Origin of the sequence: Pseudomonas sp. I3-I5 (genome assembly GCF_022699445.1) — a bacterium.
Lineage (GTDB): Bacteria > Pseudomonadota > Gammaproteobacteria > Pseudomonadales > Pseudomonadaceae > Aquipseudomonas > Aquipseudomonas fulva.
On sequence record NZ_CP093940.1, the window covers coordinates 2298000 to 2323354 of the forward strand.

Sequence of the window (25355 nt, forward strand, 5' to 3'; positions counted from 1 at the left end):
ATGATTAGGCGCGTTTAAGCCTGTAGCCGGAGCACTCTAGGTCCCATGTACTGGCGGTAACGCCGAGTTCTCTCAATTTATATTTCTGAACTTTGCCGTTTTCGGTTTTCGGCAACTCGATAACAAAATCTAAGTAACGCGGCACGGCGAAATACGCCAACCGTGACTCACAATATTGCGTCAGCTCCAATGGATCGAGCGTAGTCCCCTCCTTGATGACGATAGATGCCATGACTTCATCTTCCGCCAGTTCGGATTTCACCGCATATACCGCCACGAGCTCCACCGCGGGGTGGCTCGACAGAACCTGCTCCACCTCAAAAGACGAGATGTTCTCTCCACGGCGACGGATTGTGTCCTTCAAGCGGTCAACAAAGCGGAAATAGCCGTCGCTATCGCGCACAACCCGGTCGCCGGTGTGATACCACAGGTTGCGCCAGGCTTCGACAGTCTTTTCCGGCATACCAAAGTAGCCGCAGGCGAAAGCGAAGGGCTGCTCAGCGCGCAATACAAGCTCTCCTGGTTCGCCATCCGCTACCGGCTGATCCTGGCTGTCTACCACCCGGGCACTGAAGCCTTTGGCCAATCGGCCCATAAAACCAGGCCGCTGATTCTCCAGAGTCCCTCCAATCACGGCATTGGTTTCGGTAGCCCCATAACCATCGATGAGGCCTATGCCTGTGCGTTGAATAAACGGGGCGTGGAACTGTTCAGGGACGCCTGGGGCTAGCGCGACACGCACGTTATGCGCGCGCTCGAGCTCATTGTGCGGACGGCTGAGAAGGATAGGCACCATGGCTCCCAGCAGATACGTCACTGTGGCCCCGGTTTCCGCAAGCGCCTGGTAGAAGCCGCTAGCGGAAAAACGTTTGTCTACCACCAGCTGTGCGTCGTGCAGCAAGGCCTGGAAAAAGGCGTTCAATGCATTGGTATGGAACAACGGCAGGCATGTATACAGCACATCCCCGGGGCGCACCTGTAGGTCGCCACCGGTATTCAGCCCCCACCAAAAGAATTGGGCGTGCGGGCAGATCACCCCCTTGGACAACCCGGAAGTCCCGGAGGTGTAAAGGATAACCAGCGGGTCGCCATCCTCGAGCACTGCAGGTGGGGCCATGGACGCACTGCGAGGGGGCATCGACCGCACCCTCAACCGCTCCTGCCAAACCGCGTTGACATCGCCTTGCGGCGAAAGGACCCACAGGGCTTCGACAGCAAGCGCAGAGTAATCAAGTGCCGCGAGCACATCCAGATTGACCTCTTCACTGACCAATAAGCGCGCCCCACTATTAGCCAGCACATGATTCAACTGCATGCCCCGACAGGCGGTATTAATAGGCACCGCAACCGCGCCCAGCCAACCACATGCCAACAGCACTTCAAGGAACTCGGCGCGGTTGGCGCACATCAATCCAACCCGATCTCCACGCTTTATCCCATATTCCGCGAGTGTTGTGGCACGCCGTCCTATCACGTCGACAAGTTGCGCAGCAGTCCAAGTGCAGCTTCGGTCGGAAAAAAGCGCCGTTTCAGGGCTGCGTTCAATACGTTTCAACAGCAGCACCGGAAGTGTTAATGCCCCGCCAACTGCTTGTTGTTTGCAAAAACCTGTGTCCATCACTCAAAGCCTCAGATTGTTGTATCGCCTCGCTGTTGTTCCGAAGTCTATGAACCTGTACCCTATAAGTCAAATTCATGGCAATTATACAATTGATGAACGGTATTTATACGAATGCGCAACTTGAATGATGTCGATCTAAATCTGCTTAGGGTTTTTCAGGCCATAATGGAGGAACGCAGCTTGACACTCGCGGCTGGACGCCTGGCGATTACACAACCTGCTGTAAGTTACGCCTTGGGTCGACTTCGCAAGCTTTTTGATGATGCGCTATTCGTACGCACGCCGGAAGGCATGATGCCGACCCAGACCGCCGAGCGGATCGCCCTACCGATCGGACGGGCACTCACGGCAATACGCGATGCTCTGAATGAAACCGAACCCTTCGATCCTGGTACTAGCGACCGGGAGTTCCGTTTGTGTATGTCAGACATCGGCGAACAGGTGTTCCTGCCGTCGCTTTGTGAACGGCTTCAAACGCTTGCGCCGGCCATTAGGCTCTCATCAGAGCTGGTACCCGTCGCCATGGTGGTCGAGCGGATGCGTATGGGGCAACTGGACTTCGCAATTGGTAACCTGCCCACACTGAAAACAACCACCCGGTACCAATCCCTGTTCCGAGAGCAATACGCCTGCATGACTCGCAAGCGTGACGGACTTCCGGCCGGGAAAATCAGCGTGGAGGATTTTCTTGCCCTCTCCCATGTCAGTGTCACCTCCACTGACAGCAGCCACTTAGCCATCGAGGACACTCTGGCCTCACGTGGCCTGAATCGACACATCGCTTTGAGGGTACCCCACTTTACAGTTGTGCCGCAGATACTCAGGCATACAGGGTGGATGGTCACCCTACCTGAAGGCGTCGCACATGCGCTGAATCATTCGAATGATTTCGTGATTTACCCGCTGCCAGTGGAGATGCCGGGGGTCGAGTCTACCGTTCATTGGCATGGTGCCTACGACGCTGATGCCGGCAATCAATGGTTCAGGGCATTTCTATTTGAAACCTTGCGCAGATAAGGCTATTGCAGATCAGGGGTAGTCACGGAGGCCAAGTCATAAAGGGGCTAGCAGCATACGTCGGCGGGTATTGCTGGCCGGGCTGCGCTACGCGCAGTGTGCGCAGCACGGCAAGGGTATACGCGCCCGCATGGCCCGGTCATAGACTGAGCCGCTTCCGAGCCGAAATGGACGGGCAAAATTACCTAACTCCTCATTAGGATCATTTACGCGCCAGGCTACGCCATGTTGAGGGCCTCCTCCCTGCGCTTCGGCTCGGGCGCCAGCATAATGCTCGGCCTGACGTTCATCGGTTTGCGTGCAAATGAAGCTGACGACACGGCTCATTTTCAGGAGCAGCGGAATGCGTCGTTTTTTTAATTGCAGCCATGGTCCACTACTGCTGGGCCAAGCCAGGCGCACCATTCAACCATCCCATAAACGCCAATAGTGATTGGCATTTTAGTCCGGAGAAGCTTTCATCTCCTGATCAGCCAGCAGGCGAACCGCCGTCGTGAACTAGCCCAGCGATCCAGTCAGCGAACGCCTGCACAGCTGGTGATAGAAAGCGCTGATGTGGATATAACAAGTGTACAGGAACCCGGTCAGGCTGCCAGTCAGCAAGCACTTCGACCAGCCGCCCCCATCGTAGATGTTCGGAAACAACATTCTCGGCGAGTTGAACGAGCCCAAAGCCTTCAAGGCACATTTTGATGTAGAGCCCAGTCTCGTTGACGGCTGCTGTGCCCTTGACCGGTACTGAGATTTTCTCGTCGCCCCGGGCGAAGCGCATCTCACCTGCTTGCCTTGCACGGCCCGAGAAGTAATGGATGGCCCGGTGACGAGACAAATCTCGCGGAGTCTGCGGAGTACCGTTCTCTTCGAGATAGGCAGCAGATGCACAGGTCACCCAGCGAAAACGGCCTAGTGGTCGCGCAACGAGCGTTGAGTCATCAAGCTCGCCTGTACGAATGACGCAGTCGACTCCCTCCTGAAGCAGGTCAACCTGCCGATCGTTGACGCCTATCATCAGGTAAATATCCGGGTAGCGCCGGTAAAAGTCTTGCAGGTTTGGAATGACGATGAAGTGGGCAATGCCGCCCGGCATATCGACGCGCAAACGTCCCTGCGGCCGTTTCACGGAATCCGTCAGGCTGGTCTCCGTGCGTTCGATCAGTCCCAATATTTCCCTGCATTGCCCCAGATATTGGGCGCCTTCAGGCGTCAGGCTAACCCGCCGCGTTGTTCTGTTCAGCAGGCGCACCTGCAGGTACTTCTCAAGGTTTTTAACGCTGCTGGTCACCGTTGAGGCCGGTAGAGAGAGCGTCTGCGCCGCCTGGCTAAAGCTTCCTGCCTCAGCCACACGGACGAAAACCTGCATTGCTTGAATACGGTCCATGACGGGTAACAGCCTTGGAGCAATGAAAGGAGGCATTATTATTCGCATAAATTGAATAATAAAAACAGTTCTACCATCTTTTTCCCGCAGTATCGCATTGCGTACATTGCTTCCAACGAAATTCGAAGAGGGGTACTGAAATGGGTGAATACAACCGCAGCATAGTGCAGGCTCCAGCCGCTCCGGCCGGACGCACACTTATCCGCGGCGCAACTGTGCTGAGCATGGACGGCGACATCGGCAATCTGGCGCGTGGCGATATCCTCATAGAAGGCAGCACCATCTCGGCCATCGATGAAAATCTCGAAGCCGGCGACGCTGTTGTGATTGAGGCATCCGGCATGATCGCCATGCCGGGCATGGTCGATACCCACCGTCACTCCTGGGAGGGGCAACTACGGCGAATTAATCCGAACGCCGCAACCCTGGAGGATTACTGCAACGCCACCCACTTTTCGTTCGCCAAATATTACCGTCCGGCGGACATGTATATCGGCAATCTGCTGAGTGCATTGGGCTGTATCGATGCTGGTATCACGACCCTTGTCGACAACTCGCATAACAGCCGCACCGGTGCGCACTCCGATGCCGCAGTAGAGGCGCTGCTCGATGCAGGCATACGCGCCGTACATGCTTCGGGAGCGCCGGTGGCGGGTGAGTGGGACAAAGCCCACTGGCCGGGCAACCTCGAGCGTCTGCAGGACAAATACATCAAGAACGGTGACAACCCGCTGCTCTCACTGGCAGTGATGGCGCAGCTGGAACCTGAGCTGTGGGCTGAGGCCAGGCGCCTGGGATTACCGATCATCACCGAGTTTTTTGGTGGGGACATGGCAGCTGAATTGGAAGGCTTGCATCGCGAGGGGCTGCTGCGCTCTGACAACATCTTCAACCACTGCACCGCGCTGCCGGACGCCGGGTGGAAGATCCTTCGCGAGGCTGGCGTGCGGGTCAACGTATGCCCGCGTTCAGATGCCCACTACGGCATTGAAGATGGAATGTTCGCCATGCAGGCGGCTCAGCGTCATGGCATCAGCCCTGGGCTGAGCGTTGATAACGAAACGTCCTACAGCGGCGACATGTTCATGGAGATGCGGGTAGCGTTTTATCTGCAGCGCGTCCTGGGCATGCATCAGCAGCGCTGCTGCAGCGAAGACCATCATCCGGTGGTGACCCTGCCCGCCCATGTTCTGCTCAAAGCCGCGACTGTCGACGGCGCCACCTGCGCTGGCTTGCATGACAAAATCGGCAGCCTGGTTCCCGGCAAACAGGCTGACATGATCCTTATCAATGCGCAGGACATCAACCTTTATCCGTCAGGTAATGCCTTCGGCACCGTGGTACATGCGGCAGAGCGCAGCAATGTCGACACTGTCATGATCGGCGGGCGTATCGTCAAGCAGGGCGGCAAGGTTCTGGGTGTGAATAGCGAAAAGCTGCGCGCGGCGATCGACGAGTCCCGTGAACATCTGTTTGCTGCTGCTGGCTATCAGCCGGATATGTTTGCCGAGGCATTCTTGCCGCTTGAGTCAGCCAAGTAAGGAGGCGTTAAATGAATGCAGCCTACTACCTACTGGCTATCTGCGCGGGGCTTGGTATCACCCTGCAGACCACGCTGAATGGCCAACTCGCTAAAGGTGTGGGTGGAGATTCCGTAGCGGCGGCACTGTTTTCTTTTACTGCCGGTGCGCTATGCCTGGGCATCTTTTCGTTGATGCGTGGCGGGATAGTGGCTTCAATCGCGGCTATCCCTGCCCAGCCTTTGTGGAGCCTTCTAGGTGGTCTGCTAGGTGCCGGCGCGTTGCTCAGCTACGTCGTACTCGCGCCAAAAATAGGCCTTTCAGCGCTGCTTGGCCTCGCCATCGCCGGGCAGATCATTTCGTCCCTAGTTATCGATCACTTGGGACTGCTCGGGGCAGTCGAGAGGCCGGTATCTGGTTTCAAGTTGGCCGGGGTAATCGTGATGCTCGGAGGCTTGGCAATCGCCCTGTTTGGTGACCGGTGGTCAGGGCTTGTATCCAGCTGACTCCCGTGGTTAACCCCTCTCGCTTGAAAGCCACTGATACCGATGGAGTGCAGCTTGAAGCCGAAGCGGTTGCCGCAGGAGAACTGACAGAAGAGCGATTACGAGGGTTAACTGAGTACGGGAAGCTCGGTAGAGGACTCAGTGTGATCATTTCTGGCTGCTGGCAGCCCTTAACGACTGACCGCTATCGATCCAGGCTGTGGAAAAACGCAGGAATCGCATCGATAACTGAGAACCGAGCAGATTACCTGCGGAATCATCAGGCGAGAGCGTAAATACACTCACCCAGAAAAATAGACATTTTTAGTGCTACACGGGCCGCGTCAGCGGCCCATGTAGCTGTTTACGGGCCAGCAAACGGCGGGGTTACGCCCTGATCGCCTCAAGTAGCTCTGCGATGCCGAAAATGCTCACCATGCGTTTGTGGAGGCGAGCACGTGAAGGCTCATTTCGGTGCTTAACCTCGGCAGGGTTTTGGTCACGAACTGGTTGCTTCCCTTCCAGAATCTGTTCGTTCCAAAGGTGTGCTCCACCAGGCGAACCTTCATCATCTCCGGATCTTGCTCCAATCGGATTTGCCCCTCTCGCCTACTGCTTCATGCTCGCAGCGCTTGAGTCGCCGCTCTTTATCGGTCTTACACTGCTTCTGCATGGAGCAACTCCGGCATCCTGAAAACCAGTATGCAGTAACAGGCGGTCCTCCATCGAGGAACAGGCGCGATGAGTGCCTGTCGTAATGCCGCGTCGTGGCTACTCAGCACTAAAGTCGAAAAGCTGAAACAGCAAATGCAAAAACTCAAGGGCATCGAGGCGCAGCTTCGAGCCAGTCCCGATCAGCAAATCTCGCTTGCCGGCGGAACCACTCAATGACCTCTGGTTGAAGAATCGGAGTTACCCATTCCGGAGGGGAGTCCTGCGTCAATCCACCAATCGCCATGAGCCGTAGGACCTCAGGGTCTAGCCTCAGTTGCTCGGCTGCGGAAAACACTGGCAGCAGCGCTTGCTGAACTTGAATTTCTGACTCACTGGATACGGACATAGTCTTCCACTCTCTCCTTAGACCGATCCGACACGTCAGCCGTTTGAGAAAGTGAAGATGAAGCCTCGCGCGCCCTCTGGAGGGCCATATCTACGCCCCAGGAAAGAGCCGTTGTCATCGACTGGCCCGGTCGTGAATCGAAACATTGTTCATCAAGAACCAGGCCGCTTGGCGCGTACACGCCGATGAACAGTTGAGTTCCTCCAGCTCGAGAGAGCCTGCTTTGCACGTCAATGGTTGTACCATCGGCGAGGGATTCATCATGGATCTGGTGGTGGAGCGTGGGGTCAGCCCATGCCCAAAAAAGCCTTACCGCGAATGCGCATGTCGTTCTCTTACGACGCTAGGTCTATGCTGAAGGATTTATCCACCATGGGCGCATCACCTCCGAATAGCGACCGATTTCCACCGCGCCGATGAGATACCGGACCGGCGGGTCAAAATGCTCCACAAGAATTTTTTTTTGTATAAGAAGACGCGCGTTGCGAGAAAGAAATCGCGGAAATGACAAATTCCTAGAAGGCCCAGCACGTCCTTGGCTGGGCCCGACCCGTTACTTCTCGAGGGTGGCGGCCTGGTTGCCGCCTTCTTCGGCAATCGCTGACAGTTTCTCGTCTGCAGCTTTTTCTTCTGCAAGCGTGTCGGCCAACAGCGAGGCCGCCTCTTCCATACCGAGGTGCTTGGCCATCGCAATTAGGGTGCCGTAGCTGGCGATCTCATAATGCTCAACCTTCTGGCATGCCCCGATGAGCGCCGCATCGAGCACCGCCCCCTTCTCGATTTCATCTATCAGCTCTTTGCTCTCCTCAACCAAACCCTCCATGGCTACGCACTTCATCCGCTTGAGTTTCAATCCAGCGGACTCTACCAACTGGTCAATGCGCTCTATCTGCCCCTGGGTTTCCGCTAGGTGTGAAGTGAACGCATCCGCCAGCAGCGGATTGGTAGATGCCCTAGCCAGACGCGGCAATGCTTTGGTGATCTGCTTCTCAGCGCTGTACACATCCGAAAGCTCATGGATGAACAGGTCTTCAACTGTTTTGCGAGCAACCATCGTCATTCTCCTTGGGTTTGAAAATCGATTTCACTGCAGGGTGTGGCTGACCAAGCTCTCGTGTGAGGACTCAATGGGAAGCTTTGGGGGCAGATCGTTGGGCAGCAGGGAGCCAACGCCGAACATGCTTATGGCCATCTTTACTCGCATCGCTCGGCAAGCCAGGCGCGAGTCGGCCTCGAACTCTGCTACCGCCGCGCTCATCAAATGCTCAAAGCCGATGCCGACCTGAGCCTTATCCCTCCTTTTCAAAGTGCTCATTGCGGCCTCCCGAAATTCAGTCATCTTTACCGTTGACCAAGCCTGAACCAAGATCCGCGCCGGTGACCGGGTTGCTGGCTGGATCGGACCTCGTCCCCAGCTTCATGGCTTCCAATACCGCCAGATCAGGAGCGGCCAGTTCTACCGAAGCGGTGCCATCTCCGCCATCAACGGCAGCCGATGGATTCTCGACGTACTCCCACTCCTCGCCTTCATTCCAAGGGCCGCGCACATTCGGCTCACCCGACATGTTGAAATATTTGTTGGTGAACTCCGGCATGCCAGGGAGCTTGCCCTGAGGGAAGTTAGGCTGGATGGCGTGCAGTGCTTTTTCGAAAGAAAGCTGGTGTGCGATTTCTCGCGTCATCAAGAAACCCAGCGCCTCTTTCACGCCTGGGTCGTCCGTCACGTTCATCAGGCGCTCGTACACGATCTTCGCCCGCGCTTCGGCAGCGATGTTGGAGCGAAAATCAGCTGTCGGTTCACCGATGGTGTCCACATAGGCCGCACTCCAGGGCACCCCTGCCGAGTTGGTAAGCGGAGCGCCGGCGCCGTAGAGGATGCTGGTAATGTGGGAATCGTTACCGGCGCCATTGATTGCTCGGTACAGCTCTCCCTCCTCTTCGACCCCCTCAGCAAGTCGGCCCTTGGCGCCCTTGTTAAGCATCACGACTATCGAGCCTACAATCTCCAGGTGGCTCAGCTCTTCAGTGGCGATGTCCATCAGCAGGTCTTTGCGGGTCCGGTTGTCAAAAGTCCCACCGAGCTGAATTTGATCTGCCGGACGACAATCAAGGAACTGAGTTCTGGGGAGCCAAACGCGACGGTTATATTCAATGATACCGATCCGGTCGTGGGTGGTTTTGATCCAGAGCGAATGGCTCAGGTATTTACCAACCTGATTGGTAATGCAGTCAGGCATGGTGACCTGCAGCAGCCAATCCAGGTCGCCCTCAAAGGCAGCCACAACACAATGACCTTCGGAGTCAGAAACGCCGGAGAGCCCATCTCTCCAGCCGCTATGCCATCCTTGTTTGATCCTGATCGTCGATACTCTGGTTATACCGAGACGGGTAGCAAAGCTTCTCAAGGCCTGGGGTTAGGCCTTTTCATCGCTGCTGAAATCGTCGCCAGTCATGGAGGGAAAATCGACGTGTCATCCTCTAAAGAGAGCGGCACCTGCTTCAGCGTGACGATCCCGCTGTAGAGCGGTGCTCAAGGAGGGCTGCTGCTTCACGCATAAAAATCTCGAGAGTTTTAGGGCCAACCCCTTCGAAGCTCAAAAGCCAGGCCTGGAAGGCAGAGGTGTCCAACTCGTTCTTTTTCAGCGAGATCAACTGAACATCGAGTTCGCTAGCGGCCCGAACACTCAAAGCATGAAGCCGCTTCGCCGTGGACTCGTCGTATCGCGCGTAACCTGCCTGGCCTAGGAGTCCTACGAGATCCCGATGGGAACAGCGGGCCAACTTCTCCGGCGTATCCAGGCCATGCCGATCAACCAAGTTCCGGTACTCCTCCACGGCGAAGGAGGAACGAATCCTCTTCCCGATCAGGAAGCTCGCGAGCAGCCACTTGTACAGCCCATGCCCGGTCGAATCGCTGACATTGATACCCAGGCCTGCAGCGGTAACTGGTATCACCCCTTCGAACGCCTCGGGTCAGCCGAACGTGGGTAGGTACGCTCTTCTTCGATGGTGCCGTCAGCTTTATGAATTTTCACCGAAGCTGTTTTGCCATCAAAGAAGTCAGCCAGCGAACCAACCAACCCCTGCTTCGTAGCGGCGCGCTTGGCGGCTCGTTCCGCACCGGTTTTCTTCAGCTCCCAGCCATCAGCGGTTAGGCTCAGGTGGTAGTTGTCCATTGCCTTTCTCCTCATGCGTAAATGACTTGACCGTCGTCCTGAATGTCTTCGTCGGCGTCCGCTGCGTCCGTTGCATCGGCGCCTCTCACGCCCAACGCTCCCAAGGCAATGTCGGCGCTGTGAACGCGCGGCGATCATCCACAAATCGAATTTAGGGACGTCACGGGCAGAATGATCAGGAACTCCGAAAATGGGTTGATCTTCGGCTACGCGATAGGCGACCGGGTTAACGCGTTGTATCGCCCTGAAGCACCCGCTACGACCGCGATCATCAATGACCGAGGCGCGCTGTGGGGCGCGAGCCTTTGCCGGCCCTTGCCTCTGATAGCGGACTTTGTGGGAGCGAGTTAACCCGCCAACACCGGCAAAGCCGGTGACATCCACCGCGTCGTCTGCTTAGCGGGAAAACCCGCTCCCCACAGAGTGCGCGTCGCACTTGGTAAAGCCGTTAGCGCTCAGCGGTCGCAAAGGGGCGATTGCTGCTCTTCACGATCATGGATATCGTCATGCCTACCTCTTCGCTATATTAGGTCTGATAAGCACAGGTTATCCGAACCTATTGCCGCGTTGAGCAATATGAAATTGACAGAGCCGATACAGATGCCTTCGTCCCTGCCGCTGGTGCTGGCAGAGCTGGCTGGCAACAACCGGGCCGCTGCTGAAGCATCATCACGCCGGCATCGCAGCCAATACCGTGCACAGCTATCAGGGCGCCCTAGCATACTCGGCGGCGTGGCTGCGTTTGCGCTATTGCCGGTCGCTTGGCGATGGCGCGCTGCCGCCCGAGATTGCGGTGCAGTTCATCGTCAACCACCTAACCAGGCCCGATACTATCGGCGGTTAAACACACCTGCTGCCGCCGGCCGTCGACGCCGCGTTGATGGCGGCCACAGTCACGGGAAAGCTGGGGCCACTGTCGTTCAGCACCGCTTGGCAGTTTGGGCTAAATGGGATAACCCAAGTGAGGCTCCAGCGGTGAAGGCTCTACTGCGTGAGACACGCAAGGCTCAGGCACGCCAAGGTTTATCCGTGCGAAAGAAAACCGCAGTGGTATCGGAGCCGCTGCAGGCGATGCTCGCCACCTGCAATAACGGCGTGCGTGGCACGCGCCCTGCTGTTGCGGGCCTAGAGCGGCGGTGGCCAGCGCCGCTCGGAAATCGTGGGTTTAGAGATCGGAGACCTGCGCCGCCTAGACGTCGAAACCTGGCTTTATACACTCGGGGCAACCAAAACCGATAGTAGCGGCGTACGGCGGGAAAAGCCGCTTGAGGGACTGGCGGCTCCGGCGCTGAATGTATGGCTTCCTGAAGTACCGGCCTGCGAGGGTCCGCTATTTCACCGCTTGTACAAAGATGGCGGGTTCGCGGCTGCTGGTCTGTCCGGTGACCAGGTCGCGCGCATCGTTAAACGTCGCGCAGCACTGGCCGGCGTTGACTGCGACTGGGTAGCGCACAGCCTAGGTTCAGGATTCTTCACTGAGGCTAGAAAACAGGGCGTGCCGCTTGATGAAGTCATGGCGATAACTGAACACCGTAGCATCAGCACGGTGATGGGAAACTTCCAGGTAGGCTCTCTGCTGGGCAGCCGTGCTAGCCAACTGTATCCAGCACCAACTCCAGAGGACGACGATAAACAAATGCCAGTAACCGAGTGAGCTTGCGCTTCGCACCCCGTCCCACTCCCGCGGCTCCAAGGGTTTTCGCGTTTAGGTCTGGCGCCAAGCTGATTAGTCGGGTTGGCGTCACAAACGCTTACAGCCTGAATAGGCTAACCCGACCGTCGAGCGGCCGCTCTCCGGCACCTTCTTCGTAATAATGTACGGCCCAACCCTCAGGAACGTGCGCCTCCCGACGAACGTAATCAGCGGAGCTGCTAAACTCTACCTACCAGCCCACAAGGCGCGTGCTAGAGCTCTCCCATAAAGGGTCTGCAAGTACCGCATGGATGCCAAATGGTTGGCTGATATTTAAGAACAACAACTTTTACAAGGTATAATGATGTTATACCTAGTGCCTGACCTTTTCCGACAATCTGCGCTTGCCAGTCATCGACCGCGATGCCACTTTTTACGTGAGCTGCGCGAGGTAGTTAATCGATGCACAGGCACATATTGACGGAAGGTACGAAAATAATTCATAACGGCGCTTTAGCTGAAGTAGTAGCTTGGGTAGAAGCTGACAAGCTGCAGATAATTGACAGTTATCACAAAATCAAAATAATCAACATTTGCGAGATTCAGTGCGTAATTGATCATGCCACTCTCCAGACATCATTGAAAAACGATAGCCTTGATATTTCGGCTTTCGATGCAGAACAACTGAGCGATGCCCAGAGAAAATATGATGTCATCACCAAGCACCTTGAAGAACCAGCCAGTCGCCCAGTTGCCGAAGCGGTGGCTCAGGACCTGGCCTGTAGTAGTTCATATGCCTACACATTGATCCGTCGCTATGTGCGCGGGAGTTTTAGCTCGCTGATAAAGGAGAAGCGTGGACGGAAAGTTGGTACCCGACGCCTTGCGAGCGAAGTAGAGAACATCATCGACAGTACCATCACCGCGAGCAAAGGTCCTGGAAGCTCTATCAACGCCATATCAGAAGCAGTCAAAACAATGTGCGAGAACGCTGGCTACCCAGCGCCGAGCACTAAGACCATTGCCTTGAGAGTACGCCAGCGCTCCCCCAGTGACAATACGAAACGGTTGCATGGTGGAAAGAAATCTCGACAGGACCATCTGGTGCGCGGAGGAAAACATCTAACTAAGCGTGCGCTTGAGCTAGTTCAAATAGACCACTGCATCATTGACGTTATCGTCGTCGATTCGACCAGCCGAAAACCGATTGGGCGCCCATGGTTAACGATTGCAATCGACGTCCACACCAGATCTGTCATCGGTTTTTATCTAAGCCTTCACCATCCTTCCGCGGTATCCAATGCTGCATGCTTAGTGCACTCGGTCACACCTAAACACGGCTGGTTATCAGAGCTCAATTTGCATGAAATTCAATACCCTATGTATGGGCTCCCCCAGCACATTTATGTCGATAACGGCAAAGATTTTCGCTCTGCCGCGTTCATTTCAGGATGTAAAGAATATGACATTAAATTAACGTGGCGCCCTCCTGGTTCGCCACATTATGGCGGTCACATCGAGCGATACATCGGAACCCTTATGAAATCTATGCGTGGCTTGCCGGGCGCTATCCTCGCGAGTGTCGCAGACAAGGCAAGATACTCCAATCTAAAGGCGCCAGGAATGACATTGAGTGAAGTGCGCGACTGGATCATTGAGCAGGTCGGTATTTATCACATGAAAGAGCACTCCGAACTGGGGTGCTCTCCCCTGCTTAAATGGGAGAGCGCTCACAAAAATAAAGATGGGAAAATAATTCCACCAGCGATAGTAGGAGATTTTAGGAAATTAGCCATAGACTTTCTTCCATTTAAGCGAGGCTCAATCCAGAGAAGCGGTGTCACTATCCACGGAGTGCAGTATTATGCGCCGGCGCTCAAGCGCTTCAGCATTAAAACACCTTGCATTATCAAGTTCAACCCACAGTCAATCTGTAAGATCTGGGTAAAACCAAACGGTGAAGGCAGTTATATTCAGTGTGACTACTCGGACATCAGATTACCAGATTGCTCGCTCGCTGAACTAAAGGCTGCACGCAAGGAGCTGAGCGCCGAGAACAAATCTAGAGTGCCTGTTTCAATGATATTCGCGGCAGTTGAAAGAAACCGCGAGAGGGTTGCAGCAGCGACACAAAAGACTGCAAAAATGAGACGCGAGCAAGAAAAACAAAAAAATTTGTTCACCGCAGATTTAAAGAGGATAGTGCCAGAGCTCTCACCTCGCCTGGACTATAGCCGTCAACCAAAGACTTACGACGTGGAGTGAATGTGATGGCTAGCGACTATTCGCACCTCAACACACTGTGCCAGTCCGTAATGGCGCTGCCCACCAAGGAGAGGATAGGTTTCATTCATAAAGATAAGTGGGTGAATCACAGCGCAGGAGTGAATATCCGGAATAGAATCAAATCCTCACTTTTCCTGCCCAATAACGAACAAGCAATGTGCATGATGATCGTAGGTGCCGGAGGAGTTGGAAAATCTAGTCTGCTTGATCGCGTCGTGAAAGATTGTGAATCATGGGCTCATCGACAAGGCGTACCTGCACCATACCTGCAATTGAAGCTGCCGTCAGATCCGACGTTGAGAAATAATATATCCGCGCTGTGTAACCAGTGCGGGCTGTCTACCCACAGCGTAACGAAAGATGCACTGCCTAGGCCGTTGGAACTATTGTTTAAGGCCCGAAAAATCAGAATGTTGCTCGTGGATGAATTCAATCACCTGCTGGCTGTAAATCGAATCGAAGCGAGAAAGAATTTAAATTTCTTCAAGCTTATCTCTGGCCCTCCAATGTCACTCATACTGGTGGTGTTTGGCACGCATGATGCTATGCACGCAATAAGAATGGACATACAGCTCTCCAGTCGCTTTCAGGTTTTTGAACTGGAGCAGTGGAGGCCAGACGAGGAATTTCGATCATTTCTGGCCAGCTACGAAAAATGCATCCCCCTCATGCATCCATCTAATTTGGCGTCCAAAGAGATAGTTGATTATTTTGTTAATCAACTAGAACCAACAACACGCAATATCGTCAATCGACTCAAATGGGCTGCGATGACGGCCATTCTTGAAGGTTCCGAGCGCATTAGTATTGATGTGCTTAAAAGATCTGATTTCCTCCCTGACCTGAGCTCGGTGTATGAGTAGTAACCACTTATTTGTAGGCATGCACCGGCCTTACTCTGATGAGGTCTTCAGTTCGTGGCTTAATCGCGGTATAAAACGAGGCGTTCCAAAGTTTTTTGAGACGGCGGCAATATTGGCACATTTAGGGATTACTGATCCAGACAGCATCAAGCATGCCCAAGTGTGCATCTTGTCCTCTCAGATCCTGGGCTGCACACCTAGCGCGATCCAGAGCCTACTGCCAACCCCCGCTTTGTGGCTTCCGCCCGTCACTCAGAGACGAAAATACTGTATTTCCTGCATAGCTGAAGATCTGGCTCAAGGGCGCCATCCAGCTTACAGAAGATCTTGGCTCCATCGATGGTCCGTTGGCTGCCCTGTGCACTTACATCCGTTGTCGATGATCCATCACTTTACTGAGGACACTAATGAAACTATAAGTCATGCTGTTTTTGTTGCTCTATCAGGCGACTCGCCTTGGTATAAATTTAGCTATCAAGCCATCCTGGCTGCCTCTTTACGGCGCCCTGAACTTGGCTGCTTTCTGACTGCGCTACGCTTCCAGCTTTGGCTAGCAAACGCCCTTAAACATTCGACAGTGCATCTGCCTACCGGAAGGTCAATAAAAGCAAACCACCTCTTACAGATAATTGATGCCACCGCAATAACTCTGGTCAAGGGTTTTTGCGACACGGACCTTGCCCTCGTATCTTTTACGCCACACGACGCCGGCAGTGATGCCGATCGTCACAACGCTGCTAGATTAGCACCTAACGATATTGCGCGGTTTGACCCTTTGCATACCTCAAGATTACTCGCTACTCTTGGGGCATTCCTAGGCATCCCTTCTTGCGTATCAATGTGGCGCATACTTAGCAGGAATTATCGATATAGTCCACCACCCCTTATAAGCTTTTTTCCTGATATAGAAGCACAAATAACTGATGAGATAATCAAAAAATTATGTGCTTATAAAAACCCTTGCATTGATCTCGTGGAGGGTTGGCTTAGTAGCGTAGGGACACACCGACTCCATCCCGCGCCCTTTTGTTTTATTCGATAACGTTCCTAAAGCTTTGCGACTGCTAACCGCCGCGTTTGGAGAATCCTCGCATGGCAAACCCAATCGACCCCAATGACTTGGACCACTCAATTCTTCCTGAAAACATCTTCTTCGCTCAGCAGGCTTTAAAGCAATATTTTTTACACTTTATCGGCGACAGTCGCACGACGATGTTTAACTGTCTTAAGTACCTTGCACGCGACATTGGCTACGACGACTCACGACTTGAAAGCGTACCTTGGCAAAGGCTGGACGCCCCCAGCATTATTTCATTAGTCAGTGAGTGGAAACAAAAATACTCTACAGCCACAATAGAGCTGAGGCTGATTGCAGTACGAAAAATACTTCGGTGCTGTATGGCTCAAGGCCTCATCACTGACAGACAATACCGAGAAGTAGATGCGCTTCGATTTGAGTTTGAACAATTGAGAGATTATCGTGGCGTCTATGTCAACTCCGACACCATTGTAAATTTAATGCGCAGCTGCCTGAACGATGAACGTTACCTCCTCGCACTTAGGGATTGCGCCATGGTTGCTTTGCTTTTCGGAGCGGGTTTACGTCGAGCAGAGGCTAGCGCAGTTAGGCGTCATGATGTGGATTTGAAAAATACATCGCTGCAAATATTCAACAAAGGAAAACTAACCTCCCGTCGTCTACTCAACTGGGCACACGAACCATTGATCAACTGGCTGGAGGAGTCAGGCAACCATATCGACTGTGGCGATTGTATTCTCCAACGTGTCAGCAAGAGCGGGAGAATACTGGGAAATCTTACGGCGGATGGTTTGTATAGCGCACTAAGGTCAAGGTGCTTAGAAGCGGGCATCTGTCCCTTGGGGCCTCACGACGCAAGGCGAACATTCGCTATGGATTTTTCACACAAATATGGCTTAAGCGCCGCTCAAATTGCACTCGGGCATAAAAGTATTTCTTCGACGTTAAAGTACGACCAATCGGGAGATCAGGGATCTGAATGGGCTGAGTTTTAGCTAAAGCGATTCCTGGATAATCCCATCATCACTTCGGTCAAATCCCCCATACCTGCTGCAAAAAACCGCGGCTGCTCTAGTCTTTGTACGCCATATAGCCCGGTTCGATATGATTGAAAACGATCCAATAAAAGTAGGCACATCATGCCATTTCGCATACTCACTGGTCGACTCAAAACCCTCCATGACTAATTCTGACGACAGGCAGATTTGGGGGGCTTCGACAGGCCTTATCCTTGAGGACATAAAAAGTAATTTCGTGCATTTCTCGCATAAAAAGAAGAAAATCTGACCTATATCCCAGCTTGGTGTTTTGTGTTTTTCAAAAAAGCCATGTAAAGCAATGGCTTAAGATTTATTCTTTTTAAGGTAGGCTGACAGACACGCAACACGTAGTCTGAAACTGCCTGGGCTTCCCACTCATATCGGGATTGGTGCAGCTCCGAGTACATCCGCAACCTGCCCGAACACCTAGCTTGCAAGCAGTCAACTCTCACAAATGCCAGTAGCAGCCTTTCGAGCCCCAGCCTGAACATAGGCGCGCCAGCAAACGGAAGTTTCGGCACACGCCCACCCCACGGTCACAAGGATTCGGACTATGGCTACAGAACTGGATGCGCTGTTCTCAAGTATTCGTGATTGCCAAACCTATGACTCGGTGCAACAACGGCTCGCTGTCATCACTGAAAACAAGCATGTCGCCACGACTCCGGATGTCGTGCGAGCGCTGCGGGATGCCCAGGTATACGCGCTTGTCTGGGGCGTTTTTGTTGCCGCTCTTGAACTGGGCGCGCCTATCGTTGCCCGAGACAAAGCCCGTAAAGCACTGGATGCAGCGTTGGTGAACGATGATGAAAATGCTCATGAAGCTGCCTTCATCGTCTACGAAGCTGCCTGTGGAGCCTGTTACAAGATGCAAGACGCGGCCGCGAGTACCTTGGACAAAGCCCTTGAATCAGTGACCCATGATGCAAGCACAGCAACATCAGGTGAACATGGCACTGACGCCATTGCTGACGCTGCAGCGGCCGAGCTGGCTTCAAATGATATCTCTGAGCACCTGCGTCGCCGAAATGTGATCTACGATTCAGCATCGTCCAAAGCAGATCCTTATCAGGATTTCTACGACCGTGAGCGGCAAATCAGGAACATTACCCGCCCTGTGCAACAAGCATGTGAAGCCTATGTCAACGATCATGTCATGCGTGCCCAGGTCACAGCTGAGCTCAAGCAGTCGCTTAATCGCTATCTCTTGGTCTGGCGCAAGACAACCACGGGAGGCGGAAATCCACTAGCGGCTCAAGGCATATTGGAGAGCATCGATGAGAAAAACGGCACATTCGTGCTCAGGAGTTTGAATTACAAAGACCAGCGCGTAACGGTGTCTTTCGCAGACATTGACAACGTTGATACATCCCGAACGCGCTCAGGCGCACTCTCCAGTGCTGTAGCGCCCACCTGGAGAAACGTGGGTATAGGTAAATGGGTGCGCTCCGACCAGTATTGAACATGCCTTGCCGCTGGCACCGAACATAAGCTTGAACGCCACCGGCCTTGATACTGCGACGCCTGGACGTTCCCTCCAGGCGACGCGTTTTGGAGTGGCCATGGGTCTAAGCGTTATTTCAAGACCCCGCGCAACAGCGACTCGAACGCTTGAGTCGCCTGCGCCAGTCGCTGTTCGCCCTCCTCTGTCTCTGCGATCCACACCGTCGCCTCCGCCAAACTGCCATATATCAAAGCGGCTAGCGCCTGGGCGTGGATGTCGATGAATACGCCTTGCAGCACCAGCCGTTCGATCAACTGGCGTAAAGACTCCATGCAATGTCGTTGCGCCTCTGGCGAGCCACCCCCAAATACTGCTCTGGCGTCGCGCAGTACGATACGCTGAATCTCAGGTTCCAGCGCCATTTCCAGATAGGCTCGACAACGCTGGCGAAAACCTTCCCAGTCATCCTCAGCAGTGTCGGTAATCGCACGCAGCCGCACGTCCATCTCCGCATCGAGTTGCTCTACCACCGCTGCAAGCAAACCCTTCTTATCACCGAAGTGATGATACAACGCCCCTCTGGTCAAGCCTGCCCGTGCGGTCAAGTCATCCATAGAGGTGTGTGCATACCCTACTTCGGTGAACATCTGGCGGGCGGTTGCCAATAACAGTGCGCGGGTTTCTTGCATCGCGGCGCGGGTGCGACGGACCATTCAACTATTCCTTCTCGCCAATGGCATGATCGGGTGTAAACGTATGCAGGCTGATAGCACGAATTGTCCTGGACAGACTGGGCTCATTCAAGCCTTTAGCCTAGCCGCGCGCCGACTTGACCGATGGCAGGCCTCAAACTGCTAGCCTGAAGACACTCAAACCGAAAATGAGGCCTGCTGAGCCCGGACGCGCATGCGCTGGAAGCTCCATAGCGCGACCAGAAGGACAGCGGCCCCTGCGGCCAAGGCGACGTTGAATCCGGCCTTGGCGCCCAACGCATCGACCACCTGACCCGATGCCGCGGCGCCCCCGGCCACACCAACGTTCAAGCCGGCGAGCAGCCAGGTCATCCCTTCGGTGAGCTTACGTTCGGGCACGATGCGTTCGACCAGCGACATTGCCACGATCATGGTTGGGGCAAAAAACAGGCCCGCGACCAATACGGCGCCAGCCAGCTCGATGATGTTTCCCGCCAGCAGCAGCGGCAAAGTTGTGGCTGCGGTAGCCAGGCCGCCTAGCAGCAGCAGTTTGTGTAGCGGTGTCTCGAGTTTCAGTGCCCCGAACATCAGCCCGGCGGCGCAAGAACCGATGGCATAGCACGACAGCACCACACTGGCTGCGGCAGGCATGCCCATCTGCTCGGCGAAGGCCACGCTAACGATGTCGACGGTACCCACGATTACGCCCATGGCGACCATCAACAAAGCCAGCAGACGCACGTCAGCCAGTCTGAACACCGATTCGCTGCCCTGCCCGGCTACATCGTGTGCTTCGACAGGCGGTTCGGTGCTGACTTGTATCGCCAAGGCGAATACGCCGATGGCCAAGAGCACAGCGGCAGCCAATGGCCCGGCCTGCGGCAGTACCGCCACGCTCAGACCTACCGAAATCGGTGGTCCGGCGATGAACGTGACCTCGTCGAGAACCGTTTCAAGAGAATAGGCAGTCTGCAATTGCGATTTGCCTCGGTAGATTGTGGTCCAGCGCGCGCGCACCATCGCGGACATGCTCGGCATGAAGCCGGCAAGCGCGGCGCCGACGAACAGCGTCCACTCCGCCAGTCGCCAGTAGCTGCAAGCCAGCAGCCAGAGGATGCCCAGTACGCTGAACGCAGCGGCAGCTGGCAACACCCGACGCTGGCCGTGGCGGTCGACCAAGCGCGAGATCTGTGGCGACATCAGTGCATAGGTCAGCACGAAAGTGGCTGCCACTGCACCGGCCAAGCCGTAACTGCCGGAAATCTGAGACAGCATGGTGATAATTCCGATACCGGTCATGGGCAATGGTAACCGAGCCAACAGGCCAGCCAGGGCAAAGCCCATGGCCCCTTTGGCCTGGAACAACTCGCGGTAGGAACTGAACATATTCGACTCTCCTTATCGAAAAGGCCCTCGCGCAGTCATGCGCCAGCGCACGCTTACATACATTGCGTATGATTATCACCCTATTATCATACGCAATGTATGTAAAGCATCATGATCTTGCCAGAGCTCTCATGTGCTGCTCAACTTGCTCGTCTACGATGGGTATTACGATCGATCGCCAGCAGGGTTAGCATGGTGTGATTGCGCTCGGTCCAGTGCCTGCGAAAAGCTGCCCCTGAGGGAACCGCGGCGCAATCTGTGCCGAGGTCAAACGCAGCTGGAAATACCCTTATAGATCCCAAACGGCGAGTAAGGCTGGGCGGTTGCCAGCACAGCGGACGCCATGCTCATCTTCACCAAGATGGCAGTATCACAGAGGCGTCCAGCTGTGAACGCCCTATGCCGGGGTGGGGCATATCACCGCGCACGATATGTGGAAGAAAAAAGCTTCGTCAGAGCGCTATTCAGATATGCTCGATGAGATTTTCATCGGCATCGAGCAAGGTTTGGATTCCCAGCGGTCTTGCCTCCATGAGCGGCCGAGGCATGAAAAGTTTGGATAAGCGGGCACTCTCCACTTGCAACGCTTTTTGCATGTGCGCCTTGGCTTGCGGCCTGATCAGCGAGTGCTTGGCCATCTGAAAGTGCTCGAAGCGGGTGCAGTTAGGACACGGGATAGCATTGCTCATGCCCATCATCCGTCCTTCAGAAAATCCAACCACCCAGGCGCTTGGCCATGCGCCAACTCCGCTTCAACCCTGCACTCGCAACCGGCTATGAGAGTTAGCCAAGCTAAACCTTCACCTTCCCCCTGCCTGCTTTGATACCGCTACGCCTGGCCTTCCCCTCCAGGCGGCGCGTTTTGGAGCCGAGCGTCGGCTTGGTAGGCCGACGCTTTTTCTCGACCTTGCCTGCACTCGCGATCAATTCGGCGAGACGCGTCAACGCGTCATTTCGGTTCTGCTCCTGAGTGCGGTACTGCTGAGCCTTGATGATCAAGACGCCGTCGCTGGTGATCCGGCTGTCTCGTAATGCCAGCAGTCGGCCTTTGTAGAACTCAGGCAATGAAGATGCGGGAATGTCGAATCGCAAGTGCACAGCGCTCGACACCTTGTTGACGTTCTGCCCACCCGCGCCCTGGGCGCGTACGTAGGTCAGTTCGATTTCAGCGTCCGGCAGTTGTACGGAATTGGAAATGGTCAGCATGAGGAGGCCCTTATGATTGAGCGCATTATCACAGCGACGGCCACGCACCGAAATAACGCTACTTGAATATCCGATGCTTGGCCCTTGGGAAAGGTCAGTCGGAAACTGTCTCCAGGGACACGCGGCCTGCCCCCAGCGCTCACGCTCTTTGAGCGCCATCATTGTTAGGGACAAACCGAGGAGCACCTGAGATCACACACGCCCCTAGCGCATTCTCCAGTAACTCTAGACCCCGAGCCACGCTTACCTCCGTGTACGGCTAAGCGCTTTACAAGGCGGCGCCGCGCTGGATCCCGGCGACAGGACGATTCGTGAACAAAAGAAAGCCAGAGTTGCGCGCCTTTTTTAGCAGCGGCGCCTCTTGGTTGATTGCAGTTGCGCCGATACTTTATCAAGGCGCCAAGTGGGTTAATCGGCTCACCAAAGTTTGGGATTGGCATGACAAGCATTTTGTTCGCAAGCGCATGGCTCGGCTCAAGACCGCGAGGTCTGCGGCCTGTGATGACGAGCTCACTCGATATCTGGATGAAGCGCTCGATATTGAAATGTTCCGATTGGCCTCTGGGATTAGCGCCAGCCGCTCGCTGATGCAGTACATGCTCAGACTGGACAGCACTGGACGCTGGAGTCACGCGCAGCTGCGTAGCCTATCGAAGTTTGTAGTATGGGACCCTGCAGATGACAATTACAAAGTCGCAGTTGGTCATTTTGAGGGTGTCATCGCCTGGGTTGGAGCGATCGTGGCCGTCAGCTTGTGGATCACAGCTATGCTTTGTTTCTTGTCGCCTTTACTTATAGGCGAATTTTGGGCCGGGCTGATTAGCATTGGGATCGGTGGAGGCTTGCTGCTACTCGCTTATTTTCCTGCGAAAGATCTGGCTGAATACCTGCTTGCCAAGCGCGTTAGCCGTTATCTGGATAAACCCAACCCATCCGGTTGACAGACCGCAGCGGGTTAGACCAAGCGGCAGCAACCATCTTACTGCCGCCTAGCCCCCTTCAAAAAAGCAAATATGGCTAGCCACCGCGAGCACTCATACCGCCCAGGTCTCATGCAAATGACGCCATTTCACCCGCCCCGCCTCCAGCACCAACAGTGCCGTCGATACCCGTACCGTATCGTCCTTACCCTCGGCGCTATGTATCTCCCGATACCTGACCAGCGCCCCGTCGGCCCATTGATGCAGGGTTTCCAAGTCCTTTAGCTCAATGTTCAGCCCCGGCAGACTGCCCGCGTTGCGCTCAAATAGCTGCTCCACATCCCGCAGCCCGATTTGCAGCCCTGCGGGTGAAACCATCGAGAAATCGGGTTCGAACCGCTGCATCATCGTGTCAACCGAACCCTCGCCTCGCGCAAACCGTGCTTCGATCAGTTGGTGCAATTCTACGACTTCTTGAAGATAGCTATTCATAAGGGTTTCCTAACCAAAGATGCGTAGTGATCGGCAGATAAATGCCGCCTCACCGCAACCCAAACCCCATCCGCTTCAGCTCATCGAGCAACGCTTCCCGCCCATGCAAGCTGGCAACGCTTCGCAGCCGGCTGACGACCTGCTCCGACCACCCCGACGCCTTCATGCCTTCACGGTGGTAGAACGCCCCCAGGCGCTCGTCGTAACGGGCCAGCAAGCTTTGCTCCTGAGCGGTCGAGTACGTCTCATGATGCAGGACGGCCTCCTGCGGTAGCCGCGGCTTGACCTTGGCGGGCCGGTCGGCAGAGGGATAGCCGACACACAATCCAAACACGGGATAGACATGCGCGGGCAAGTCCAACTCCGCGGCCACCCCTTCGATGTCGTTACGAATACCGCCGATGTAAACGCTCCCAAGTCCCAGAGACTCCAAGGCGACGACCGCATTCTGCGCTGCGAGGGCTGCATCGATGGTGCCTAGCAACAAGCTTTCCAGGTAAGGCAGTGCTTCGAGCGCCACGTCATGCTGCTCGCCAATGCGCGACACCCGTGACAAGTCGGCAAGCCAGACGAGAAACAGCGGCGCTTGGTGGATGTAAGCCTGATTGCCCGCCAGAGCCGACAACCGCTGCTTGCGGCCGGGATCCTGAACGGCCACCACGCTCCAGACCTGAAGGTTGGAGGACGTAGACGCAGATTGAGCAGCGGCGATCAAGGCGTCCAATGTCCCCTCAGGCAGCGGTCGGTCCGCAAATGCACGGACGCTGCGATGGTCGAGCAACTGCTCGATCACGGCATTGCATTGGCTGAGCGGCGATACCTCTTCGGTACCATAGCGAGCGACCAGTTTTGCTCGGCTATCGGCTGTCATACAATTCCTCCAAAAAGATAGGAGGCTATCAAAAAAGGCGTCCTGCACATAGCAGGTGTCATAGTCTCCAAGCCTACCGTCTGGATCAGGTACCCTGTGCCGACTGACTTTCAACTTAATCGATAATGGACAATCAGCGTGGCGACACCTTCGCTTGCACCTCGAGAGGTCTACCAGATACTGCGTGATATCGCCCTCGGGATTCGGGATTTACAGCGTGAGAGCGAGCCACGCTGGGCAGACATCGCGTGTGGGTCCATGACTGTGCAGGCGGACGGGTGGATGCTTACCTTGTGCAATGAGGAGGGTGCGCTGGATCACTGCATCCGCTGCTCCAGCCCCGATGGCCGTGCTTACCAGTTCGATACTCACCACCCTTACGGCACCAACCCGGTGGCGTTGATGAGCACTTGGGAGCATGCGCAACTGCTGCGGTTACTTGGGGCGGCCTAGCCCCTGAACGCGGAGTCTCGCCAGCGCCCGTTCCCAGCACCGGGCGATCTCATCACCCACCGCCCCGCTGCGCGGAACTGCCGGCTCGAACGACCGCACCCTGACGTGTTCGATCAAGAACTCGTCCGTCCAGCCTGCCCACTCGCCGGCCATGGACCTGAGATTCCACTGCAAGGCCGGATACAGTTCATGCCACAAGATGCTGTGCAGTTGATCGAGTGTATAGGGGCTCTGGGTCATGACACTTGCCACCCACGCCAGGCTCGCCTCGGTCAGTTCGGTGTCCAGGAAGAACTGCGACAGGGCTTGCCAAGCGTGCAGGCGGCTCTCGTCTACCCTTTGCATCGGGTGGTACTACCACTGCTCTGCTAGCGTCACGGGCACGCGCAGCGGCGCCAGCGGGCCATCGCGCTGACCGCACATCTCGTCATGCACCACATGCTGCACCAGCATGCACGGCACAGGCGGTACATCGGCCAGCAGCTCGCGCACCTCCGTCATTGACCGCAGTCGCACTGCCTGCCCTTGGGCATCGCTGAACGTCTGCGGCCCGTCGGCCGTCAACGCACGCAGGACGTAAAAGCCGCCTTCGAGCGACAGCAATTCGAGTTCATTGACAGTGCCGGCAGTGGCCAGTTGCTTCAGTTGCTCTAGGTTCATGGCAGGTACTCCATCCGGCAGGCGCGGCCTGCATCGGGCTTGATGGAAAATGTCGAGCGCGTGCACTTATACAAATCCAGCGCCTTGTATAAGGATGCCGACGCGCCGTGGTC

General features: G+C 55.3%; 26 protein-coding genes and 2 pseudogenes. 11 read left to right on the top strand and 17 right to left on the bottom strand.

What is annotated here, in order from left to right; genetic code table 11:
- Positions 1-4: 4 nt before the first annotated feature.
- Positions 5-1618, bottom strand: coding sequence for an ATP-dependent acyl-CoA ligase (locus MOP87_RS10330; protein ID WP_033695118.1), 1614 nt, complete (start codon positions 1616-1618; stop codon positions 5-7).
- A gap of 114 nt (positions 1619-1732) precedes the next feature.
- Between MOP87_RS10330 and MOP87_RS10335 the strand changes: the two genes are divergently transcribed.
- Positions 1733-2638, top strand: a complete 906-nt coding sequence (locus MOP87_RS10335; RefSeq protein ID WP_027915659.1) for a LysR family transcriptional regulator — start codon at positions 1733-1735, stop codon at positions 2636-2638.
- Positions 2639-3107: 469 nt separating this feature from the next.
- Here the strand turns inward: MOP87_RS10335 and MOP87_RS10340 are convergent, their stop codons facing one another.
- Entirely contained in the window at positions 3108-4016 is a 909-nt protein-coding gene (locus MOP87_RS10340; protein ID WP_133323984.1) for a LysR family transcriptional regulator, read from the bottom strand.
- 140 nt (positions 4017-4156) lie between these two features.
- Between MOP87_RS10340 and MOP87_RS10345 the strand changes: the two genes are divergently transcribed.
- Together MOP87_RS10345 and MOP87_RS10350 are read left to right on the top strand one after the other, a co-directional pair.
- Positions 4157-5557, top strand: a complete 1401-nt coding sequence (locus tag MOP87_RS10345; RefSeq protein WP_027915657.1) for an amidohydrolase family protein — start codon at positions 4157-4159, stop codon at positions 5555-5557.
- Positions 5558-5568: 11 nt separating this feature from the next.
- Complete coding sequence (locus MOP87_RS10350) at positions 5569-6042, top strand: DMT family transporter (RefSeq protein ID WP_027915656.1); 474 nt, start codon at positions 5569-5571, stop codon at positions 6040-6042.
- Between the two features lie 366 nt (positions 6043-6408).
- Here MOP87_RS10350 and MOP87_RS10355 read toward each other — a convergent pair.
- A pseudogene (locus tag MOP87_RS10355) lies at positions 6409-6724 on the bottom strand (IS5/IS1182 family transposase); the annotation flags it as partial.
- Positions 6725-6762: 38 nt separating this feature from the next.
- Here MOP87_RS10355 and MOP87_RS10360 point away from each other — a divergent pair.
- Complete coding sequence (locus tag MOP87_RS10360; RefSeq protein WP_155738207.1) at positions 6763-6912, top strand: hypothetical protein; 150 nt, start codon at positions 6763-6765, stop codon at positions 6910-6912.
- Positions 6913-7064: 152 nt separating this feature from the next.
- On the opposite strand, the gene MOP87_RS10365 is transcribed toward MOP87_RS10360, so the two are convergent.
- From MOP87_RS10365 to MOP87_RS10390, 6 genes are all read right to left on the bottom strand, one after another.
- On the bottom strand, positions 7065-7349 hold the full coding sequence (locus tag MOP87_RS10365; protein WP_081255240.1) for a hypothetical protein: 285 nt from the start codon (positions 7347-7349) through the stop codon (positions 7065-7067).
- A 285-nt stretch (positions 7350-7634) separates the two neighbouring features.
- Positions 7635-8135: a ferritin-like domain-containing protein gene (locus MOP87_RS10370; protein ID WP_027609205.1), complete on the bottom strand. Its 501-nt coding sequence runs from the start codon at positions 8133-8135 to the stop codon at positions 7635-7637.
- Positions 8136-8165: 30 nt separating this feature from the next.
- Positions 8166-8396, bottom strand: coding sequence for a hypothetical protein (locus MOP87_RS10375; protein ID WP_033695117.1), 231 nt, complete (start codon positions 8394-8396; stop codon positions 8166-8168).
- Positions 8397-8412: 16 nt separating this feature from the next.
- Positions 8413-9363: a manganese catalase family protein gene (locus MOP87_RS10380; protein ID WP_231100237.1), complete on the bottom strand. Its 951-nt coding sequence runs from the start codon at positions 9361-9363 to the stop codon at positions 8413-8415.
- A 217-nt stretch (positions 9364-9580) separates the two neighbouring features.
- The gene (locus tag MOP87_RS10385) at positions 9581-10036 is read right to left on the bottom strand and encodes a DNA methylase (RefSeq protein ID WP_161774927.1); all 456 of its coding nucleotides are present in this window, start codon (positions 10034-10036) and stop codon (positions 9581-9583) included.
- Positions 10033-10257, bottom strand: coding sequence for a DUF2188 domain-containing protein (locus MOP87_RS10390; protein ID WP_027915654.1), 225 nt, complete (start codon positions 10255-10257; stop codon positions 10033-10035). The genes MOP87_RS10385 and MOP87_RS10390 overlap by 4 nt, the downstream gene beginning before the upstream one ends.
- A gap of 576 nt (positions 10258-10833) precedes the next feature.
- Here MOP87_RS10390 and MOP87_RS10395 point away from each other — a divergent pair.
- The 5 genes and pseudogenes from MOP87_RS10395 to MOP87_RS10415 all read left to right on the top strand — a co-directional run bounded on the left by MOP87_RS10395 (position 10834) and on the right by MOP87_RS10415 (position 18580).
- Positions 10834-11911, top strand: a pseudogene (locus tag MOP87_RS10395) (tyrosine-type recombinase/integrase).
- Positions 11912-12352: 441 nt separating this feature from the next.
- On the top strand, positions 12353-14155 hold the full coding sequence (locus MOP87_RS10400; protein ID WP_081255239.1) for a DDE-type integrase/transposase/recombinase: 1803 nt from the start codon (positions 12353-12355) through the stop codon (positions 14153-14155).
- Between the two features lie 5 nt (positions 14156-14160).
- A complete protein-coding gene (locus tag MOP87_RS10405) occupies positions 14161-15039 on the top strand; it encodes a TniB family NTP-binding protein (protein WP_081255238.1) in 879 nt (292 codons plus the stop codon).
- Between the two features lie 1092 nt (positions 15040-16131).
- Positions 16132-17073, top strand: coding sequence for a site-specific integrase (locus MOP87_RS10410; protein WP_081255237.1), 942 nt, complete (start codon positions 16132-16134; stop codon positions 17071-17073).
- A gap of 598 nt (positions 17074-17671) precedes the next feature.
- Positions 17672-18580, top strand: a complete 909-nt coding sequence (locus MOP87_RS10415; RefSeq protein WP_242810502.1) for a hypothetical protein — start codon at positions 17672-17674, stop codon at positions 18578-18580.
- Between the two features lie 113 nt (positions 18581-18693).
- Here the strand turns inward: MOP87_RS10415 and MOP87_RS10420 are convergent, their stop codons facing one another.
- The 4 genes from MOP87_RS10420 to arfB all read right to left on the bottom strand — a co-directional run bounded on the left by MOP87_RS10420 (position 18694) and on the right by arfB (position 21846).
- Positions 18694-19275 carry a TetR/AcrR family transcriptional regulator gene (locus MOP87_RS10420; protein WP_028687560.1) on the bottom strand — a complete coding sequence of 194 codons (582 nt, stop codon included), beginning with the start codon at positions 19273-19275 and terminating at the stop codon, positions 18694-18696.
- Positions 19276-19431: 156 nt separating this feature from the next.
- Entirely contained in the window at positions 19432-20640 is a 1209-nt protein-coding gene (locus MOP87_RS10425) for an MFS transporter (RefSeq protein ID WP_242810503.1), read from the bottom strand.
- Positions 20641-21104: 464 nt separating this feature from the next.
- Positions 21105-21329, bottom strand: a complete 225-nt coding sequence (locus MOP87_RS10430) for a hypothetical protein (protein ID WP_178102870.1) — start codon at positions 21327-21329, stop codon at positions 21105-21107.
- Between the two features lie 103 nt (positions 21330-21432).
- Positions 21433-21846, bottom strand: coding sequence for an alternative ribosome rescue aminoacyl-tRNA hydrolase ArfB (gene arfB, locus MOP87_RS10435; RefSeq protein WP_145279970.1), 414 nt, complete (start codon positions 21844-21846; stop codon positions 21433-21435).
- Positions 21847-22157: 311 nt separating this feature from the next.
- Here arfB and MOP87_RS10440 point away from each other — a divergent pair, with 311 nt between their 5' ends.
- Complete coding sequence (locus MOP87_RS10440) at positions 22158-22787, top strand: hypothetical protein (RefSeq protein ID WP_242810504.1); 630 nt, start codon at positions 22158-22160, stop codon at positions 22785-22787.
- Positions 22788-22880: 93 nt separating this feature from the next.
- On the opposite strand, the gene MOP87_RS10445 is transcribed toward MOP87_RS10440, so the two are convergent.
- Both MOP87_RS10445 and MOP87_RS10450 read right to left on the bottom strand, forming a co-directional pair.
- Positions 22881-23258 (bottom strand): nuclear transport factor 2 family protein, encoded by a 378-nt coding sequence (locus tag MOP87_RS10445; RefSeq protein ID WP_145279974.1) that lies wholly within the window; start codon positions 23256-23258, stop codon positions 22881-22883.
- Between the two features lie 49 nt (positions 23259-23307).
- Positions 23308-24129 carry an NADPH-dependent oxidoreductase gene (locus tag MOP87_RS10450; RefSeq protein WP_242810505.1) on the bottom strand — a complete coding sequence of 274 codons (822 nt, stop codon included), beginning with the start codon at positions 24127-24129 and terminating at the stop codon, positions 23308-23310.
- A 138-nt stretch (positions 24130-24267) separates the two neighbouring features.
- On the opposite strand from MOP87_RS10450, the gene MOP87_RS10455 reads away from it, so the two are divergent.
- Positions 24268-24582, top strand: coding sequence for a hypothetical protein (locus MOP87_RS10455; RefSeq protein WP_145279978.1), 315 nt, complete (start codon positions 24268-24270; stop codon positions 24580-24582).
- Here the strand turns inward: MOP87_RS10455 and MOP87_RS10460 are convergent.
- Both MOP87_RS10460 and MOP87_RS10465 read right to left on the bottom strand, forming a co-directional pair.
- A complete protein-coding gene (locus MOP87_RS10460; protein WP_027914972.1) occupies positions 24565-24927 on the bottom strand; it encodes a hypothetical protein in 363 nt (120 codons plus the stop codon). The two genes, MOP87_RS10455 and MOP87_RS10460, sit on opposite strands and share 18 nt — an antisense overlap.
- A 9-nt stretch (positions 24928-24936) precedes the next feature.
- Positions 24937-25242, bottom strand: coding sequence for a DUF6482 family protein (locus MOP87_RS10465; protein ID WP_027914971.1), 306 nt, complete (start codon positions 25240-25242; stop codon positions 24937-24939).
- Positions 25243-25355 lie beyond the last annotated feature (113 nt).